The sequence below is a fragment of the Pseudacidovorax sp. 1753 genome, assembly GCF_040544975.1.
Classification (GTDB): domain Bacteria; phylum Pseudomonadota; class Gammaproteobacteria; order Burkholderiales; family Burkholderiaceae_C; genus Xenophilus.
Genome location: NZ_JBEPKY010000004.1, coordinates 86,920 through 103,387, shown reverse-complemented (window position 1 = coordinate 103,387; position 16,468 = coordinate 86,920). Strand labels below are relative to the sequence as shown.

Sequence of the window (16,468 nt, the reverse complement as noted above, 5' to 3'; positions counted from 1 at the left end):
ATGCGGCACCTTCTTCGACACCGCCCCTTGCCATGACGCCTGCGCTCCACGCCATGTTCGACGCCCAGCACGCCGCCAGCCGCGCCCAGCCGGAGACGCCGCTCGCGCTGCGCCGCGACCGCCTGCTGAGGATGCGCGGCCTGCTCCAGCAGCACGGCGCGGCGCTCGCCCAGGCGGTGCAGGCCGATTTCGGCGTGCGCTCGGCACCGCTGACCGAGATCGCCGACATGCTCCTCTTGCGTGAAGGCGTGGCCGACGCGCTGCGCCATCTGCGCGCGTGGTCGCGGCCGCGCCGGGTGCGCACGCCGCTCACCCTGCAACCGGCGCGTGCATGGATCCAGCGGCAACCGCTGGGCGTGGTGGGCGTGCTCTCGCCCTGGAACTATCCGCTGCTGCTGTCGCTTGGGCCTGCTGCCACGGCCATGGCGGCCGGCAACCGGGTGATGCTCAAGCCCAGCGAGCGCACGCCGCGCACCTCGGCGCTCACGGCCGAGCTGGTGGCGCGCCACTTCGAGGCCGACGAGTTCTGCGTCGTCAATGGCGACGCCGCGCTGGCAGCGGAATTCGCCGGACTGCCCTTCGACCATCTCTTCTTCACCGGCTCCACCGCCGTGGGCCGCCACGTGGCCGCGGCGGCGGCCGCCAACCTCACGCCCACCACGCTGGAGCTGGGCGGCAAGTCTCCCTGCGTCGTCGACCCGTCCTGCCGCATCGACGAAGCGGCAGCGCGCATCGCGCATGGCAAGCTGCTCAATGCCGGGCAGACCTGCATTGCCCCCGACTACCTGCTCGCCCCGGCAGCCATGCATGCCGCACTGGCGGATGCCATCGGGGGGGCCGCCGGGCGCATGTTCCCGACCGTCGGCGGCAATCCCGACTACACCGCGCTGATCGATGACCGCCACGCCCAGCGGCTGGCGCGCCTGCTGGACGATGCCGTCTCGCGAGGCGCCGAGGTGCGCGTGCTGGGCGCCGACGGTGCCGATGCGCGCCAGATGGCGCCGCGCCTGGTGCTGGGTGCCACGCCCGACATGGCGCTGATGCAGGAGGAGATCTTCGGTCCGGTGCTGCCCGTGCTGGCCTGCGAGAACGCGCAGCAGGCCGTGCAGTTCATCAACGCGCGGCCACGGCCGCTGGCGCTGTACTGGTTCGGGGAGGATCGCGCGGCCCGCGATGCCCTGCTGCAGCAGACCACCAGCGGCGGTGTGAGCATCAACGACACGCTGGTGCACATCGCCCATCCGCGCCTGCCCTTCGGTGGCGTGGGCGACAGCGGCTGGGGCGCCTCCCATGGCGAGGCGGGTTTCCTGCGCTTCACGCACGAGAAGGCGGTGCTGGTGCAGTCGCGCTGGTCGCTGGGCAGCCTGCTGCATCCGCCCTACGGTCCCCGAACCGAGCGGCTGCTGGCCGCAATGCGCCGTCGCGGCTGAGGCCGGATTCGTCGCGCCTACAGCGGGTGCTCGGTATAGAAGCGGCCGCCGTGGAAGAGCAACGGGGCCACACCGGCCCGATGCGCGCAGCGCTCCACCTCGCCGACGAAGATGACGTGGTCGCCTTCTTCATAGCGGCTGCGGTTGAAGCATTCGAAGCTGGCCACGCAGCCCTCCAGCACGGGCGCACCGGCCACGCCTGGGGCCCAGTCCACGCCCTCCCAGCGGTCCACTCCGCGTGCGGCGAAGCGCTCGGCCAGCGCCTTCTGGCTGGCGGCCAGGATGTTGACCGCGTAGTGCGAGCCCGCGCTGAGGTCGGGCATCGAACCCGCGCTGCGCGCCAGGCTCCACAGCACCAGCGGCGGCGTCAGCGACACCGAGTTGAAGGAGTTGGCCGTGAAACCCACCAGCCGTCCATCGGCGGCCCGCGCCGTGATGATGGTCACGCCGGTGGCGAACATGCCCAGGGCGGCGCGGAACTCGGCGGCGGAAAAGTCGGGCGCTTGGGCCTGGAGGGGTGCGGTCACGGAAGAGGGCCTGGTGGCGGGAGGCGGTCGGCCGGCATTGTCCCGCAGGCCGCTTGCCGGGGGCAGTGACAGGGTCAGGCAGGTGCAGATGCAGGCGTCAGGCGCTGCGCGCCGCTGGCCGATGAAGGGGGCTGAAGAAGGCCCGGCGCCTCAGCCGAAGAACCAGTAGCAGACGGCGATCGCGGCCACCACGCCCGCCAGCTCGGCCAGCAACGCACAGCCCACCGCGTGCCGCGCCCGCTGGATGCCCACCGCGCCGAAGTACACCGCCAGCACGTAGAAGGTGGTCTCGGTGCTCCCCTGGATGGTGGCGGCCACCAGCGCGGGGAAGCTGTCCACACCGTGGGTCTTCATGGTCTCGATCAGCAGCGCCCGCGCCGCGCTGCCCGAGAAGGGCTTGACCAGCGCGGTGGGCAGCGCATCGACGAAGCGCGTGTCCCACCCGGTCTGGGCCACGCACCAGCGGATGCCGTCCAGCAGCAGGTCCAGCGCGCCCGAGGCCCGCAGCACGCCGATGGCGCAGAGCATGGCCACCAGGTAGGGCAGCAGGCCCTTGGCCACGTCGAAGCCTTCCTTGGCGCCCTCGATGAAGCGGTCGTACACCGCCACCCGCCTGAGCGCGCCGACCACGAGGAAGACGATGACGATGCCGAACAGCACCAGGTTGCCCATCAGCGACGAGAGCTGCGCCAGCGCCTGCGCCGACAGCGTGGCCAGCAGCGCCATGAAGCCGGCCAGCAGCGCCGCGCCGGGCAGCAGGTAGGCCAGCACCACCGGATCCCACAGTTTCAGGCGCTGCACCAGCGCCACCGACAGCAGCCCCACCAGCGTCGACGCGCTGGTCGCCAGCAGGATGGGCAGGAAGACCAGCGTCGGATCGGCCGCGCCCTGCTGTGCGCGGTACATGAAGATGGTCACCGGCAGCAGCGTGAGCGAGGACGCGTTGAGCACCAGGAACAGGATCTGCGCATTGCTGGCCGTGTCGGGCTGTGGGTTGAGCGTCTGCAGCTCCCGCATGGCCTTCAGGCCGATGGGCGTGGCCGCGTTGTCCAGGCCCAGCGCATTGGCCGCGAAGTTCATGGTGATGAGCCCCAGTGCCGGATGGCCGGCCGGCACTTCGGGCATCAGCCGCCGAAAGAGCGGCCCCAGCGCCCGCGCCATCAGCGCCACCAGGCCGGCCGCTTCGGCGATGCGCAGGAAGCCGAGCCACAGCGTGAGCGTGCCGAAGAGCAGCAGCATGATCTCCACCGACATCCTGGCCATGGCGAACAGTGCCTCGACCATGGCGGCGAAGACCGTCGCGTCGCCACCCACCAGCCAGCGCGAAAAGCCCGCCACGGCGGCGACGAGGAAGAAGGACAGCCAGAGGCCGTTGAGCATGGGTTGGAGGCGCGCCGAGGGCGGAGGATAGGCAGGAGCGGCGCATCATAGGAGGCGCCTTGGCCTCTGGGCCACTGGCGCAGCGGCCAAGGCGCTGCGCCAGGCTCAGGCCGGGTCGCTGGCCGGCGGCGCCTCGCCGAAGCGCCCGTGCCGCCCCGCCCCCGCCGCAAAGCGCGCAGCGCCCGCCTCACCCTCGGCAAAGAACATCGGCACGCCGTTCGCGCCCTCCTGCCGCAGTGCCTCGTCCAGCGGCAGGTCCCACTGCGCATAGGCGGAGCGGCGGTCGGCCCGCATGCATTGCTGCGGAAAGGCCGCCAGCTCGCGCGCCCAGGCCTGGGCGGCGGCCAGGGCGTCGCCACGGGGCACCACGCGGTTGACCAGGCCCATCGCCAGCGCCTCGCCCGCGGGCACGGGCCGCCCGCTGAGGATCAGGTCCATCGCCCGGCCCATGCCGATCAGGCGCGGCAGCCGCACGGTGCCGCCGTCGATCAGCGGCACGCCCCAGCGGCGGCAGAAGACGCCCATCACCGCGTCGTCGGCGGCCACGCGCAGGTCGGCCAGCAGGGCCAGTTCCAGGCCGCCGGCCACGGCGTAGCCCTCGATGGCGGCGATCAGCGGTTTGGCCAGCGCCATGCGCGTCGGGCCCATGGGGCCGGGGCCCTCACCGCGGGCATCGAGCGCATTGCGCGCGGCCGGGTCGGTGGCGGCCGCCAGGTCGGCGCCCGCACAGAAGTGGCCACCGGCGCCGGTGAGCACCGCCACCCGCAGGGCATCGTCGGCCTCGAAGCGTTCGAAGGCGGCGCGCAGCGCTTTGGCGGTGGCGCCGTCGACGGCGTTGCGCTTGTGCGGGCGGTCAAGCGTGATGGTGCAGACGGGGCCGTCGGCGGCGTAGTGGACGCCAGTGTCCTGGTGAGAGGAGGAGGAGAGATCGGTCATGGGCGAGGCTCCCGGTTGAATAGGTCCGCGGCCGACAAGGCGTCCGTCCTACCGCACCACGCCCGCCTGCCGCGCCAGCGCCACCGCCTGCGTGCGGCTGCGGGCGCCGAGCTTGAGGTTGATGTTGCGCAGGTGGGTGCGCACGGTGCTGTCCGAGACGAACAGCTTCTCGGCCATGGCCGCGTTGGAATAGCCGGCGGCCAGCAGTTCCAGCACGCGGATCTCCTTGCGGGTCAGCGGCTCGGCCAGGGGCGCGGGCGCTGCGTCGCCGGCCGCCGGCTCGTCCTCGTGCACCTCGCCGAAGGCGGCGGCCAGGCGCGCCACATGGTCGGCATAGATGGGGCCCGCCTCGTCCAGCCGCGCCCGGTCGGCCTGCAGGGCGCGCAGCAGCGGTGCCAGCGCGGGCCCCTCGTCCAGCAGCAGCCGCACGAAGCCTTCACGTGCGGTCTCGGCCAGCACGGCGGCGAGCGTCGTCTGCGCCTCGGCTGCCGCCCCTTCGCGCGCCTGGGCCAGCGCCAGCAGCACACGCAGCTTGAGCGCCCGGTGCCGCCGCGCCTGCGTGTCAGCCTCGGCGATGGCCGGTGCCAGCGCCTGCCGCACGCCTGCCGCATCGCCAAAGCGCAGCTGCCAGCGCCAGCGGCCGATGGCGATGTCGTCCACCGGGTGGGCCGGCAGGTTGAGGCGGCGCACGCGGTCCCACACGGCGGCGTCGTCCGCGCGCTCCAGCATGTCGGCGGCCGCGTCGCGGTTGCCCTGCAGCATCAGGAGGCGCGCGTGCTCCAGTTTGGCGCTGGCCACCACGCGCGGCAGCTGGCGGTCGTGGCCCAGGTATTCGAGCTCGGTCAGCAGCTGGAAGGCGCTGTCCACGTCGCCCTGCAGGAAGGCGATGCGCGCACGCATGCGGTAGGCCGCGATCACGTGGTCGGGCAGCCCGACGTCGCGGGCCAGCGGCAGGTACACGCTCAGCAGGTGCTCGGCGCCGGCCAGGTCGTCGCTTTCGTACAGCACGCCGGCATGCAGCACGCCGGCCCAGGCATTGCCCTGCGTGGGGTTGTAAGAGGCGCTGCGCGGCGTGGCGGACAGGGCCACGCGAAAGCGGGCGGCGGCCTGGCGCAGCCGGCCTTCGGCCAGATCGAGCACGCCTTCCATGGCCTCGGTGTACATGCGGTTGAAGATGCTGCCGGCCTGGCTGCGGCGGGCGGCGTCGAGCAGGCGGTGGGCCTCGTGCTGCTCGCCCATCACCGAGACGATGTAGGCCATGGCATTGGCCAGCGCGCTGTCGGCGAAGGCGCGGCAGGTGGGCAGCCGCCGCAGGTTCGCCTGGCCGACCGGGTAGGCGTCCTCGGGATGGTCCTGCATGGCCAGCAGCAGCGGCTGCAGGCCGTTGACATGGGCGCGCACGGCGGCGTCTTCGCTGGTCTCGCAGCCGCTGGCGCGCAGCCGTTGCAGCGCCTGCCAGGGGCCGCGGGTGAAGCATTCGGCCCAGGTGGCCACCATCTGCAGCAGCGGTTGGCCGGCCAGCTGCTCGGGCGGCAGCGCGGCGAACCAGCGGTCCAGCAGGCGCATGCGGCCTTCCTCCAGGAAGCGCTCGGCATGGCGTGCCAGCAGGGCCAGCGCATGCGGATGGTCGCCGCCCTCGATGGCATGGTCGATGGCGGGCACCGGCCGGCCCTGGGCCTCGTACCAGCCGGAGGCCGCCAGGTGCAGCCGCGCCACGTCGCCGGGCCGCTCGCGTGCCAGTTGGGCGCGCAGGAAGTCGGCGAACAGGCTGTGGTAGCGGTAGCTGCGCGCATCGCTGGCCAGGGGCGCCAGAAAAAGATGGCCGGCCTCCAGCTGCGCGAGCATCGCCGTGCAATCGGCGCGCGGGGCCACGGCGGCGCACACCTGCACATCCAGCACCCGCAGCACGCTGGTGCGCAGCAGGAAGTCGCGCACCTCCTCGCTCTGCTGGGCCAGCACGTCCTCGGCCAGGTAATCGGCCACGGCGCGGTCGGAGCCCGAGAAGCGCTCGACGAAGTCGCTGCCCGCGGCGCCATGCCGTTGCAGCGCCAGCGAGGCCAGCCACAGCGCGCCGGCCCAGCCCTCGGTCTTGGCCAGCAGGCGCTCCAGCGTGTCGCGTGGCAGCGCCTTGCCGCGCAGGCGGAAGAACTCCTCGGCCTCGGCGGCCGAGAAGCGCAGCAGGGCGGCATCGATCTCCAGCAGCTGGCCGCGGGCCCGCAGTCGACCCAGGCCCAGATCGGGCAGGCTGCGCGAGCCGATCACCAGCTGGGCCTGGCGCGGCAGGCCGTCGAGCAGTTGCCGCACCAGGCCGATGACGGCGGGCGACTGCAGCACCTCGAAGTCGTCGAGGAAGAGCGCGAAGGGCAGCGCGTCATGGCCCAGGGCTGCGATGGGGTCGCCCCGGCCGCTGCCCGGTGCGGGCTCGATGCCCAGGGCCTGCACCGCCGCGCCCAGGCCTTGCAGAAAGCGCGGCACGTCGTTGTCGGCGCTGTCCAGCGTGAGCCAGGCGGTGGCGATGCCCTCGGCCTCGAAGCGGTCGCGCATCTGGCGCATGGCGGTGGTCTTGCCGAAGCCGGCCGGCGCGCGCACCAGCAGCAACCGGGCGCGGGCCGCCTCGTGCACCTGCCGCGCGATGGCCTGCCGCAGCACCTGCGCCGCAGGCGGTGCGGGTGGGCTGAGCTTGGCGGGCTGGACGGGCACGGAAGGCGGCGGGGCGGACATGGGACGAGGCGGCGCGCGTGGCGCGGAGTGACAAGGGCCGCGCGGCGGCGGCCGGCCACTTTCGTCGGTTTGGACGATGGCCGCAAGAAGGGGCGATTCCTAGACTGCCCCCGGCATCGAAGGCCGAGACACCCAGGAGACAACACCGTGTTCGAAGGAAACAGCATCCGCCTGCACCCCCTGGCCGATGGGCTGGTGGAGCTTGTCTTCGACCGCCGCGGCGAGGCCATCAACAAGTTCGACGCCCGCACCGTCGCCGAGCTGCGCGAGGCCGTGGCCCTGCTCGCGGCCGACGCCGGCCTGCAGGGCGTGCTGGTCACCAGCCCCAAGGACGTGTTCATCGTCGGCGCCGACATCACCGAGTTCGGCGCCACCTTCCAGCAGAGCGCCGAGGCCATCACGGCGGGCGTGCGCCGCAGCAACGAGGTCTTCGTCGCGCTGGAAGATCTGCCGGTGCCCACCGTGGTCGCCATCAACGGCTATGCGCTGGGCGGTGGGCTGGAGCTGGCGCTGGCCGCCACGCTGCGGGTGATGTCCACCGTGGCCCAGGTGGGCGTGCCCGAGGTCAAGCTCGGCCTCTTTCCCGGCTTCGGCGGCACCGTGCGCCTGGCCCGCGTGGCGGGACTGGAGACGGCCATGCGCTGGGTCGCCACCGGCACGCCGGCCGATGCGCGCACGGCCCGTGCCGCTGGCGTGGTCGAGGCCGTGGCCGAACCCGATGCATTGCGCGACGAGGCGCTGGCCCTGCTGCGCCGCTGCGTCGCCGGCGAGGTGGACTGGCGCGCCCAGGTCGCGCGCAAGCGCAGTGCCCTGCCCGGCGATGCCGCTGCCTTCGCGGCCACGGCGCAGCAGGTGCTGGAAGAGCTGGCCCCGCGCCTGGGTCGCCATCAGCCTGCCGCGCCCATGGCTCTGGCCATGATGGCCGAGGGCGCGTCGCAGCCGCGCGACGAGGCGCTGAGGCTGGAGGCCGAGGCCTTCGGCCGGGTCGCGCGCACGCAGGCGGCGGCCTCGCTGGTGCGCACCTTCCTCAACGAACAGGCCGTGCGCAAGGCGGCGAAGAAGCAGGCCGCCGGTGCAAAGGCGCCGGCCCGGGCCGCCGTCCTTGGCGCCGGCATCATGGGCGGCGGCATCGCCTTCAGCAGCGCGCTGGCCGGCATTCCCGTGCGCATGAAGGACATCCGCGCCGACCAGCTCGATCTGGGCATGACCGAGGCTGCCAGACAGCTGGGCCGCCGCGTGCAGGCGGGCCGCTTGTCGCAGGCCAAGGCCGACGCGGTGCTGGCCGCCATCACGCCGCAGCTGGACGACGCGGGCCTGGATGCGGCGGACCTGGTGGTCGAGGCCATCGTCGAGCGGCTGGAGGTCAAGCAGCAGGTGCTGGCCGCGCTGGAGCCGCAGCTGCGGCCCGATGCGCTGATCGCCACCAACACCTCCAGCCTGCGCCTGGCCGACATCGCCACGCCGCTGGCCCGGCCGCAGAACCTGGTCGGCATGCATTTCTTCAACCCCGTGCCGGCCATGCCGCTGGTCGAGGTCGTGCGCGGCCCGCAGACCAGCGACGCGGCTGTGGCCGCCGCGGTGGCCTATGCCCTGGCCATGAAGAAGACGCCCATCGTGGTGGCCGACGGTCCGGGCTTCCTGGTCAACCGCGTGCTCACCGCCTACTTCAATGCCTTCAACGAACTGGTGGCCGAGGGCGTGGATTTCACCGCCGTCGACCGCGCCATGGAGGCCTTCGGCTGGCCCATGGGCCCGGCCTGGCTCAACGACGTGGTGGGCATGGACACCGGCGCCCATGTGGGCGACGTGATCACCGCTGGCCACCCCGCACGCATGCGCGCCATCGACGCCAACCCGGTGCACCGCATGGTGCGCGCCGGCCGGCTGGGCCAGAAGAGCGGCGCCGGCTTCTACCGCTACGAACGCGACGCGGCCGGCAAGCCGCGCCGCAGCGCCGACCCCGCTGCCCAGGCCCTGCTGGCGGACCTGGCGCCCGGCGGCTTCACGCCCATGACCGACGACGCCATCGTGGAGCGCCTGATGCTGCCCCTGCTGGCCGAGGCCATCGCCGCGCTGGAGGACGGCAGCGTCGCCAGCGCCGCCGAGCTGGACATGGCCCTGCTGCTGGGCGTGGGCTTTCCGGCTTGGCTGGGCGGGCCGCTGCAGTACGCCGACTGGCTGGGTGCGGCCGAGTTGCTTCAACGGCTGGAGGCCCATGCCGCGCACGGCCCCGCCTATGCGCCGCCCGAACTGCTGCGGCAGATGGCGGCGCAGCAGCGGCGCTTCCACCCGCTCTGAACCCCCACACGCCGTCGCCTGCCGCCTTGGCAGGCGCCCTTCACCACGACACAGGAGAGCCCCTTCATGCAACTCGATGCCACCATCGCCGCCGTCGTCACCGGCGGTGCCTCCGGCCTGGGCGCCGCCACCGCGCGGCGGCTGGCCTCGCACGGCGTCAAGGTCGCGCTGTTCGACCTCAACGAAGCGGCCGGCGAGGCGCTGGCGCGCGAGATCGGCGGCCTGTTCTGCGCCGTCGACGTGACCAACGAGGCTTCGGTCGATGCCGGCTTCGCCAAGGCCCGCGCCGCGCACGGGCAGGAGCGGGTGCTGGTCAACTGCGCCGGCACCGGCAATGCCGTCAAGACCGCCAGCCGGGACAAGGCCACCGGCGAGATCAAGCACTTTCCGCTGGCCAACTTCGACCGCATCATCCAGATCAACCTGGTGGGCACGTTCCGCTGCATCGCCAAGTCGGCGGCCGGCATGCTGACGCTGGAACCGCTCGCCGATGGCGAGCGCGGCGCCATCGTCAACACCGCCTCGGTGGCCGCGGTGGACGGCCAGATGGGCCAGGCCAGCTATTCGGCCAGCAAGGCCGGCGTCGCGGGCATGACCCTGCCCATCGCCCGCGACCTGATGGGCGAGGGCATCCGCGTCAACACCATCCTGCCCGGCATCTTCGACACGCCGCTGCTGCAGGGCGCGCCCGACAACGTGAAGGCGGCGCTGGCCGCCTCGGTGCCCTTCCCCAAGCGGCTGGGCAACCCGGCCGAGTACGCGCACCTGGCCGAGACGATGATCACCAACGGCTATTTCAACGGGGAGTGCGTGCGGCTGGACGGGGCGATCCGGATGGCGCCGCGGTAGCCGGTGCCGCAGTGCTCAGGATGCCGCAAAGGGATTGAACACCTCGACGGCCAGCGCCTTGAAGTCCGCCACGTTGCGGGTGGCCACGGTCAGGCCATGGATCTGTGCGGTGGCGGCGATCATGGCGTCTTCGTAGAGCGTGTCGGACTTCCGGTGCATCAGCCGCGCCCAGACCCGGAAGGCCGCGGCGTCCATGGGCAGGACGTTGTAGGCGCTGGCGATCTGCGCGAGCCATGCCTCGATCTCCTGGGCCTTGGCCGCATCCTGCTCCTTCGTCAGCTCGATGCCGGCCTGGATCTCGCCGAGCGAGACCGCCGAAAGATGCAACTGCGCATCGTCCAGGGACTTCAGCCAGGCGACCACCCCGCCGTGCGGGCGCAGGCGGCGCAGTTCGGAGACGACGTTGGTGTCGAGCAGGTAGCCCTGCGTCACCGCTGCGGCTCCACCTTGCGCCTGCGCGCCTGGCCGCGAGCGGGCACCAGCAGATCGGTGCGGCCGTCGTCCGACAGCAGCAGCTGCTTGAGCGACGGACGCGCCGCCGACTGCAGCCGGCGCCATTCCTGCACCGGCACCAGCACGGCCGCTTCGGCGCCACGGCGGGTCACCATCTGCGGGCCTTGCGCCAGGCAGGCATCGAGGAATTCGCTGAACCGCGCCTTGGCGTCCTGGACGGGCCATGTGTGCATCGAAAAGCTCCCCTGTTGAACTGGTCAGACAACTAGTCTGTCAGCGGAGCCTCGTACTGTCAAACGACAGACCTCGCCGCCTGCTCCTCGGCGGGACTTTCGCCCATCGGCGGGCGGCCGGCCCGGAGTCGGGATCCATCCCCTCCAAATCGTTGGGATCCAAATGATTGGCCTATCATCCGCCCCATGAATGACGACACCCCCGCCCTGCCCCGCCAGCGCTTCGGCATGCGTTTCGTCGTGCTGGCCCGTCGCTGGCGCCGGGCGTTGGACGCGCAACTTGCTGCCCTGGGCCTGACCGACGCGGGCTGGCCGCCGCTGATGTACCTGGCCGAGGCGGGCGGCGGGCTCACGCAGCGGGAGCTGGCCGAGCGCATCGGCATCGACGGCTCCAGCCTGGTGCGGCTGCTGGACCAGCATGCCCGCGCCGGCTGGATCGAGCGCCGCGACGATCCGCAGGACCGCCGCACCTGGCGGCTCTTCCTCACCCGCGACGGGCGCGCGGTGGTGCGCCGCATCCAGACGGTGCTGGACCGGGTGGAAGGCCGCATGCTCGCCGGGCTGGACGACGCCCAGCTGCAGGCGCTGCTCGACGGCTTCGACCGCATCGGCGAAGGCATCGCAGCCCTGGAGTCCGGGGCATGAGGGCCCACCCGGCCGTTTCGGCCGCCGGTGCCCCTTCCTTCGAACGCCTCGCGCGCCGCCTCGGCTTCGAACCCGCCCGCCTGGCGTTCACCCTGCGCACCGCGGCCGGCTCGGGCATGGCGCTGCTGCTGGCGGGCCTGCTGGGCCTGGACCATCCCCAATGGGCGGCCATGACCGTGTGGATCGCGGCGCAGCCGCTGCGTGGCCACCTGATCGAAAAGAGCCTGTACCGCCTGCTGGGCACGGCCGCCGGTGCCGTCTACGGCGTGGCGCTGGTGGCCCTGGGCCACGGCTCGCCGGTGGTGCTGGTGCCCGGGCTGGCGCTGTGGGCGGGGCTGTGCGCGGGCGCGGGCCAGCTGCTGCGCGGCTTTGCCAGCTACGGCACCCTGCTGGCCGGCTACTCGGCGGCGATGGTGGCGCTGCTCGACGCTGGTCAGCCAGCGCACATCGTGGCCTTCGGCCTCGACCGGCTGCTGACCATCGGCCTGGGCGTGGTGGTGGCGCTGGCCGTGAGCCTGCGCTTCGCGGCGCGGCCGCCGGCCGATGCTCTGCACCTTCGCACACGCATGCTCTGCCTAGAGCGGATGCACGAGCTGGCCGCCTGGGCGCGCACCGGCGTGGCGCCCGCGCAGGCCTCCCGCGATGCCCAGCTGGGCGAACTCGCGCGCCTGGAGGAAGGGCTGGAACTGCAGGCCGCCGGACGCCTCGGGGGACGCCGCGAAGTGCATGCGCTGCGCCGGGCGCTGACCGCCCAGGTCGGCCTTCTGCTGTGGTGGCCCGGTGCACAGCCGCCCGGACCTGTCGACGGTGCCCCGCTGGCGGCCGCCCTGCAGGGCGTGTTCGACGCCGCGGCGGCCGGCCGACCCGTGGGGCCGTTGCTATTGCAGGCCGCCGCAGTCGCCGAAACGCGGGACGCCGAACTGGCCGGCGTGCTTCGTCGCCTCGGCATGGCTGCCCGGAGCGCCGAAAGGCCCGAGGGCTCGGAAGTGCGTTCCGGCACCGGGGCCCGTCGCGCGCGCGGTGCCGAGCTGCATGCCGTCTTCGAACCGACCGTCGTGCTGCACCGCGACTGGATCGCTGCCCGCGAAACCTTCCTGCGCTCCCTCGTCACGCTGGGCCTCATGGGTGGGCTGTGGCTGGTCACGGGCTGGCCGGTGGCGCCCCTGCTCATGCTCGGCGTGGCCGTGATGACCACGCTCTTTTCCACCGCCGACGACCCGGCGCGGATCATGCGCTCGGTCTTCTGCGGCCAGTTGCTCGGCGCCGCCGCGGCGCTGGCGGTGCAGGCCTTGCTCTGGCCGTGGGTGGACGGCGCGGCCGGGCGACTGCTGATGTGCCTGCCGCTGGTGCTGGCCGGCGCCTTCGTGCTGGCGCATCCGCGCACGGCGCGCTTCGGCTTCGACTTCAACCTCGTCGGCCTGCTGCTCCTGCAGCCCATGCATGCCCGGGCGTTCGCCTGGCCGACGGGGCTGGCCGAGGCGGCGGCGGTGGTGGCCGGGCCGCTGGTGGCGCTGGCGGCCTTCCGCCTCGTCTTTCCGCCGGGCGGGCGCCGCCGCTATGCGCAGCTGTCGACGCTGATGCAGGCGGAGGTCTCGGCCATGGCCGCGCAGCCGCAGGCGTGGCGACGGGCCGCGGTGTGGCGGGCCCGATTGCAGCACCGCGTGCTGCGCCTGGTCCGCTGCGCCGATGCGGCCGGCCTGGCGCCGGAGCATGGCGCACGCCAAGGCCTGGCCGTGCTGGCCACGGGGCAGGCGGTGCTCGCGCTTGGGCAGCTGCTGGCGCAGGACGCGCTGCCGCCCGCCGACCGTCGCCGCGCGCAGGCCTGGCTGCGTCGGCTGGCCCGGCCCATGCGCAGTCCGGCCCAGGCCCACCGCCGGGGCCGCCTGCTGGCGCGCGATGCGTTGCGGCTCGGCCCCCCGCCCGCCGGGCATGCGCCGGCTTCGGCGCTGCAGCACGCCGCCCGGGTGCTGGCGCGGGCAGCCTGAGAGGGGCCGCCGCGGTCCGCGGCCCTCGAAATTCGTCGCTTCGGACGAGCGACGCCGCCGCCCTCGCCGCCCAGAATCCACGCGGACTTCCGACGAACCGCACTGGAGACTGGAGACACCATGGCAGAAGCATTCATCGTCGCCGCCACCCGCACCGCCGGCGGCCGGCGCGGCGGCAGACTCTCGGGCTGGCACCCGGTGGACCTGGCGGCCCAGGTGATCGACGAGCTGGTGCGCCGCGCCGACGCCGATCCCGCCCTGGTCGAGGACGTGATCATGGGCTGCGTCAGCCAGGTGGGCCAGCAGGCCACCAACGTGGCGCGCAATGCGGTGCTGGCCTCGTCGCTGCCCGAGTCGGTGCCGGGCACGTCGGTCGACCGGCAGTGCGGCTCCTCGCAGCAGGCGCTGCATTTCGCGGCCCAGGCGGTGATGAGCGGCAGCATGGACGTGGTGATCGCCGCCGGCGTGGAGAGCATGTCGCGCGTGCCCATGTTCACGCCCAACGCGCTGCCGCTCAAGGCCGGCCTGGGCGGCTACATGAGCCCGGCCATGCAGAAGCGCTATCCCGGCGTGGAGTTCAGCCAGTTCATGGGCGCCGAGATGATGGCCAAGAAGTACGGCCTGTCGAAGGAGCAGCTCGACGTCTACGCGCTGCAGAGCCACCAGCGTGCCGTGGCGGCCACCCACGAGGGCCGCTTCGCCAAGGAGATCCTGGCGGTCGAGGCCCGCAGCGCCGAAGGCGGCGCCGAGGGCGAGGGCCAGCCGCATGCGGTGGACGAGGGCATCCGCTTCAACGCGACGCTGGAGGGCATCGCCGGTGTCAAGCTGATCCAGGAGGGCGGCCGCTGCACGGCGGCCACCGCCAGCCAGATCTGCGACGGCGCCACCGGCGTGATGGTGGTCAACGAGCGTGGCCTCAAGGCGCTGGGCGTCAAGCCGCTCGCGCGCATCCACCACATGACGATGATCGGCCACGACCCGGTGATCATGCTCGAGGCACCCATCCCCGCCACGCAGCGCGCGCTGCAGAAGGCCGGCATGAAGATCGACGACATCGATCTGTTCGAGGTCAACGAGGCCTTCGCGCCCGTGCCGCTGGCCTGGCTGCAGGTGACGGGCGCCGACCCGGCGCGCCTGAACGTCAACGGCGGCGCCATCGCCCTGGGCCATCCGCTGGGCGCCTCGGGCACCAAGCTGATGACCACGCTCGTCCATGCCCTGCACGACCGCGGCGGCCGCTATGGTCTGCAGACCATGTGCGAAGGCGGCGGCATGGCCAACGTGACCATCGTCGAGCGGCTCTGAGCGCACGCTGACGCCGGGGCCCGTCAGCGAGGCCCCACGGACCGGCGTGCGCGGCGCGCGCCGGCCCTTCCATCACAACACCAGGGCAGGACTTCCATGACCCAGGACTTCGGAGACACACACGCCGCCGCCACGCCCCTGCTGCGCATCGAGGGGCTGTCGGTGCGCTTCGGCGGCATCGTGGCGCTCGACCGCGTGGGCTTCGACGTGGCCGCCGGCCAGGTCTGCGGCCTCATCGGCCCCAACGGCGCGGGCAAGAGCACGCTGTTCAACTGCCTCTCGCGCCTGTACGGCTGGCAGGCCGGGCGCATCGCGTTCGCCGGCCGCGCGCTGGACACGCTGCCGCGCCACCGCATGGCGGCGCTGGGCATCGGCCGCACCTTCCAGAACCTGGCGCTCTTCGCCAGCATGACGGTGCGCGAGAACGTGCGCGTGGGCACGCACACCCACCAGCATGCGGGCTTCCTGCGCGACGCGCTGCGCCTGCCCGGCGTGCGACGGCTGGAGGAAGAGGCCGAGGCGCGCACCGACGAATGCATCGCCCTGCTCGACCTGGGCGCCGCGGCCGACCGCCGCGTCGCCGACCTGCCCTTCGGCACCCAGAAGCGGGTCGAGCTGGCACGCGCCCTGGCGGCGCGCCCCCGGCTGCTGCTGCTGGACGAGCCTGCCTGCGGCCTCAACCACGAGGAGCTGGAGGGCCTGGGCGACCTGATCCTCGCGCTGCGTGCGCGGCTGGGCCTGACGGTGCTGCTGGTGGAGCACCACATGGGTCTGGTCATGCGGGTGAGCGACAAGGTGGTCGCACTCAACTTCGGCCGCAAGATCGCCGAGGGCACGCCCGCGGCCGTGCGCGCCCATCCCGAGGTGATCCGCGCCTACCTGGGCGACGACGGTGCCGCCGAGCCGGCCCTGGAGGTGCGCCAGCATGCCCGCGCTGCTTGAGCTGCGCGGCCTGCATGCCGCCTACGGCCCCACCGCCGTGCTGCACGGCATCGACCTGGACGTGCCCGAAGGCCGCGTCACGGCGCTGCTGGGTGCCAACGGCGCGGGCAAGACCACGCTGCTGCGCGCCATCTGCCGGCACATGGTCTCGGTGCGCGGCGAGGTGCGGCTGGCCGGCGAGCGCATCGACGGCCGCAGCACTGAGCAGATCGCCCGCCTGGGCGTGGGCCATGTGCCCGACGGCCGCGGCACCTTCGCGCACCTCACGGCCGAGGAGAACCTGCGCCTGGGCGCCCAGGCCCGGCCGCGCCATCCAGGCCGCGCGGCCATGGCCGAGGCGCTGGAACGCATCTATGCCTACTTTCCTCGGCTGAAGGAGCGGCGCGCGCAGCAGGCCGGCACCCTCTCCGGCGGCGAACAGCAGATGCTGGCGATCGGCCGCGCCCTGATGGGCGAGCCGCGGCTGCTGCTGCTGGATGAGCCCTCCTTCGGCCTGGCGCCGCTGGTGGTGCGCGACATCTTCGCCATCATGCGGCGCATCAACCGGGAGCAGCGCATGGCCATCCTGCTGGTGGAGCAGAACGCGCGCCTGGCGCTGGAACTGGCCGACACCGCCTACCTGCTGGAGACCGGCCGCATCGTGCTGCACGGCAGCAGCGAGGACGTGGGCCGCAACGACGCGGTGCGCCGCGCTTACCTGGGAGGCTAAGAAGGTGTGAACGAACCCGTCATGCCCGCTCGTCCTGCCAAAACACGCCCACTCC

General features: G+C 72.9%; 14 protein-coding genes. 8 read left to right on the top strand and 6 right to left on the bottom strand.

Annotated elements, in window-relative coordinates:
- Positions 1 to 32: 32 nt before the first annotated feature.
- Positions 33 to 1,430, top strand: a complete 1,398-nt coding sequence (locus ABIC63_RS06245; protein ID WP_354319097.1) for an aldehyde dehydrogenase family protein — start codon at positions 33 to 35, stop codon at positions 1,428 to 1,430.
- Positions 1,431 to 1,447: 17 nt separating this feature from the next.
- Here ABIC63_RS06245 and ABIC63_RS06240 read toward each other — a convergent pair whose 3' ends face one another.
- The 4 genes from ABIC63_RS06240 to ABIC63_RS06225 all read right to left on the bottom strand — a co-directional run bounded on the left by ABIC63_RS06240 (position 1,448) and on the right by ABIC63_RS06225 (position 6,994).
- Positions 1,448 to 1,957, bottom strand: a complete 510-nt coding sequence (locus tag ABIC63_RS06240; RefSeq protein ID WP_017758556.1) for a flavin reductase family protein — start codon at positions 1,955 to 1,957, stop codon at positions 1,448 to 1,450.
- Between the two features lie 150 nt (positions 1,958 to 2,107).
- On the bottom strand, positions 2,108 to 3,337 hold the full coding sequence (locus ABIC63_RS06235; RefSeq protein WP_354319096.1) for a spore maturation protein: 1,230 nt from the start codon (positions 3,335 to 3,337) through the stop codon (positions 2,108 to 2,110).
- 105 nt (positions 3,338 to 3,442) lie between these two features.
- Positions 3,443 to 4,273 (bottom strand): crotonase/enoyl-CoA hydratase family protein, encoded by an 831-nt coding sequence (locus tag ABIC63_RS06230; protein ID WP_354319095.1) that lies wholly within the window; start codon positions 4,271 to 4,273, stop codon positions 3,443 to 3,445.
- Positions 4,274 to 4,321: 48 nt separating this feature from the next.
- A complete protein-coding gene (locus ABIC63_RS06225; protein WP_354319094.1) occupies positions 4,322 to 6,994 on the bottom strand; it encodes a winged helix-turn-helix domain-containing protein in 2,673 nt (890 codons plus the stop codon).
- Between the two features lie 147 nt (positions 6,995 to 7,141).
- Here ABIC63_RS06225 and fadB point away from each other — a divergent pair, with 147 nt between their 5' ends.
- Positions 7,142 to 9,292 (top strand): fatty acid oxidation complex subunit alpha FadB, encoded by a 2,151-nt coding sequence (gene fadB, locus ABIC63_RS06220; protein WP_354319093.1) that lies wholly within the window; start codon positions 7,142 to 7,144, stop codon positions 9,290 to 9,292.
- 66 nt (positions 9,293 to 9,358) lie between these two features.
- Positions 9,359 to 10,141 carry an SDR family NAD(P)-dependent oxidoreductase gene (locus ABIC63_RS06215; protein WP_017757521.1) on the top strand — a complete coding sequence of 261 codons (783 nt, stop codon included), beginning with the start codon at positions 9,359 to 9,361 and terminating at the stop codon, positions 10,139 to 10,141.
- 15 nt (positions 10,142 to 10,156) lie between these two features.
- Here the strand turns inward: ABIC63_RS06215 and ABIC63_RS06210 are convergent, their stop codons facing one another.
- Together ABIC63_RS06210 and ABIC63_RS06205 are read right to left on the bottom strand one after the other, a co-directional pair.
- A complete protein-coding gene (locus ABIC63_RS06210) occupies positions 10,157 to 10,573 on the bottom strand; it encodes a type II toxin-antitoxin system VapC family toxin (protein WP_354319091.1) in 417 nt (138 codons plus the stop codon).
- Positions 10,570 to 10,827: a type II toxin-antitoxin system Phd/YefM family antitoxin gene (locus tag ABIC63_RS06205; protein ID WP_294366273.1), complete on the bottom strand. Its 258-nt coding sequence runs from the start codon at positions 10,825 to 10,827 to the stop codon at positions 10,570 to 10,572. The genes ABIC63_RS06210 and ABIC63_RS06205 overlap by 4 nt, the downstream gene beginning before the upstream one ends.
- A 186-nt stretch (positions 10,828 to 11,013) precedes the next feature.
- Here ABIC63_RS06205 and ABIC63_RS06200 point away from each other — a divergent pair, with 186 nt between their 5' ends.
- From ABIC63_RS06200 to ABIC63_RS06180, 5 genes are all read left to right on the top strand, one after another.
- Positions 11,014 to 11,472 carry a MarR family winged helix-turn-helix transcriptional regulator gene (locus ABIC63_RS06200; RefSeq protein ID WP_354319090.1) on the top strand — a complete coding sequence of 153 codons (459 nt, stop codon included), beginning with the start codon at positions 11,014 to 11,016 and terminating at the stop codon, positions 11,470 to 11,472.
- The gene (locus ABIC63_RS06195) at positions 11,469 to 13,457 is read left to right on the top strand and encodes an FUSC family protein (RefSeq protein ID WP_354319089.1); all 1,989 of its coding nucleotides are present in this window, start codon (positions 11,469 to 11,471) and stop codon (positions 13,455 to 13,457) included. Before ABIC63_RS06200 ends, ABIC63_RS06195 begins: the two co-directional genes overlap by 4 nt.
- Positions 13,458 to 13,577: 120 nt before the next feature.
- A complete protein-coding gene (locus ABIC63_RS06190) occupies positions 13,578 to 14,762 on the top strand; it encodes an acetyl-CoA C-acetyltransferase (RefSeq protein ID WP_354319088.1) in 1,185 nt (394 codons plus the stop codon).
- Positions 14,763 to 14,858: 96 nt separating this feature from the next.
- Positions 14,859 to 15,704 (top strand): ABC transporter ATP-binding protein, encoded by an 846-nt coding sequence (locus ABIC63_RS06185; RefSeq protein ID WP_354319087.1) that lies wholly within the window; start codon positions 14,859 to 14,861, stop codon positions 15,702 to 15,704.
- Positions 15,688 to 16,413, top strand: a complete 726-nt coding sequence (locus tag ABIC63_RS06180; RefSeq protein ID WP_354319086.1) for an ABC transporter ATP-binding protein — start codon at positions 15,688 to 15,690, stop codon at positions 16,411 to 16,413. The genes ABIC63_RS06185 and ABIC63_RS06180 overlap by 17 nt, the downstream gene beginning before the upstream one ends.
- Positions 16,414 to 16,468 lie beyond the last annotated feature (55 nt).

What these genes read in the sequence shown, in the direction of transcription:
- ABIC63_RS06180 (WP_354319086.1), top strand. Translation starts at nt 15,688, where the DNA reads ATGCCCGCGCTGCTTGAGCTGCGCGGCCTGCATGCCGCCTACGGCCCC.
- ABIC63_RS06215 (WP_017757521.1), top strand. Translation starts at nt 9,359, where the DNA reads ATGCAACTCGATGCCACCATCGCCGCCGTCGTCACCGGCGGTGCCTCC.
- ABIC63_RS06185 (WP_354319087.1), top strand. Translation starts at nt 14,859, where the DNA reads ATGACCCAGGACTTCGGAGACACACACGCCGCCGCCACGCCCCTGCTG.
- ABIC63_RS06245 (WP_354319097.1), top strand. Translation starts at nt 33, where the DNA reads ATGACGCCTGCGCTCCACGCCATGTTCGACGCCCAGCACGCCGCCAGC.
- ABIC63_RS06200 (WP_354319090.1), top strand. Translation starts at nt 11,014, where the DNA reads ATGAATGACGACACCCCCGCCCTGCCCCGCCAGCGCTTCGGCATGCGT.
- ABIC63_RS06230 (WP_354319095.1), bottom strand. Translation starts at nt 4,273, where the DNA reads ATGACCGATCTCTCCTCCTCCTCTCACCAGGACACTGGCGTCCACTAC.
- ABIC63_RS06205 (WP_294366273.1), bottom strand. Translation starts at nt 10,827, where the DNA reads ATGCACACATGGCCCGTCCAGGACGCCAAGGCGCGGTTCAGCGAATTC.
- ABIC63_RS06195 (WP_354319089.1), top strand. Translation starts at nt 11,469, where the DNA reads ATGAGGGCCCACCCGGCCGTTTCGGCCGCCGGTGCCCCTTCCTTCGAA.
- ABIC63_RS06235 (WP_354319096.1), bottom strand. Translation starts at nt 3,337, where the DNA reads ATGCTCAACGGCCTCTGGCTGTCCTTCTTCCTCGTCGCCGCCGTGGCG.
- ABIC63_RS06190 (WP_354319088.1), top strand. Translation starts at nt 13,578, where the DNA reads ATGGCAGAAGCATTCATCGTCGCCGCCACCCGCACCGCCGGCGGCCGG.
- ABIC63_RS06225 (WP_354319094.1), bottom strand. Translation starts at nt 6,994, where the DNA reads ATGTCCGCCCCGCCGCCTTCCGTGCCCGTCCAGCCCGCCAAGCTCAGC.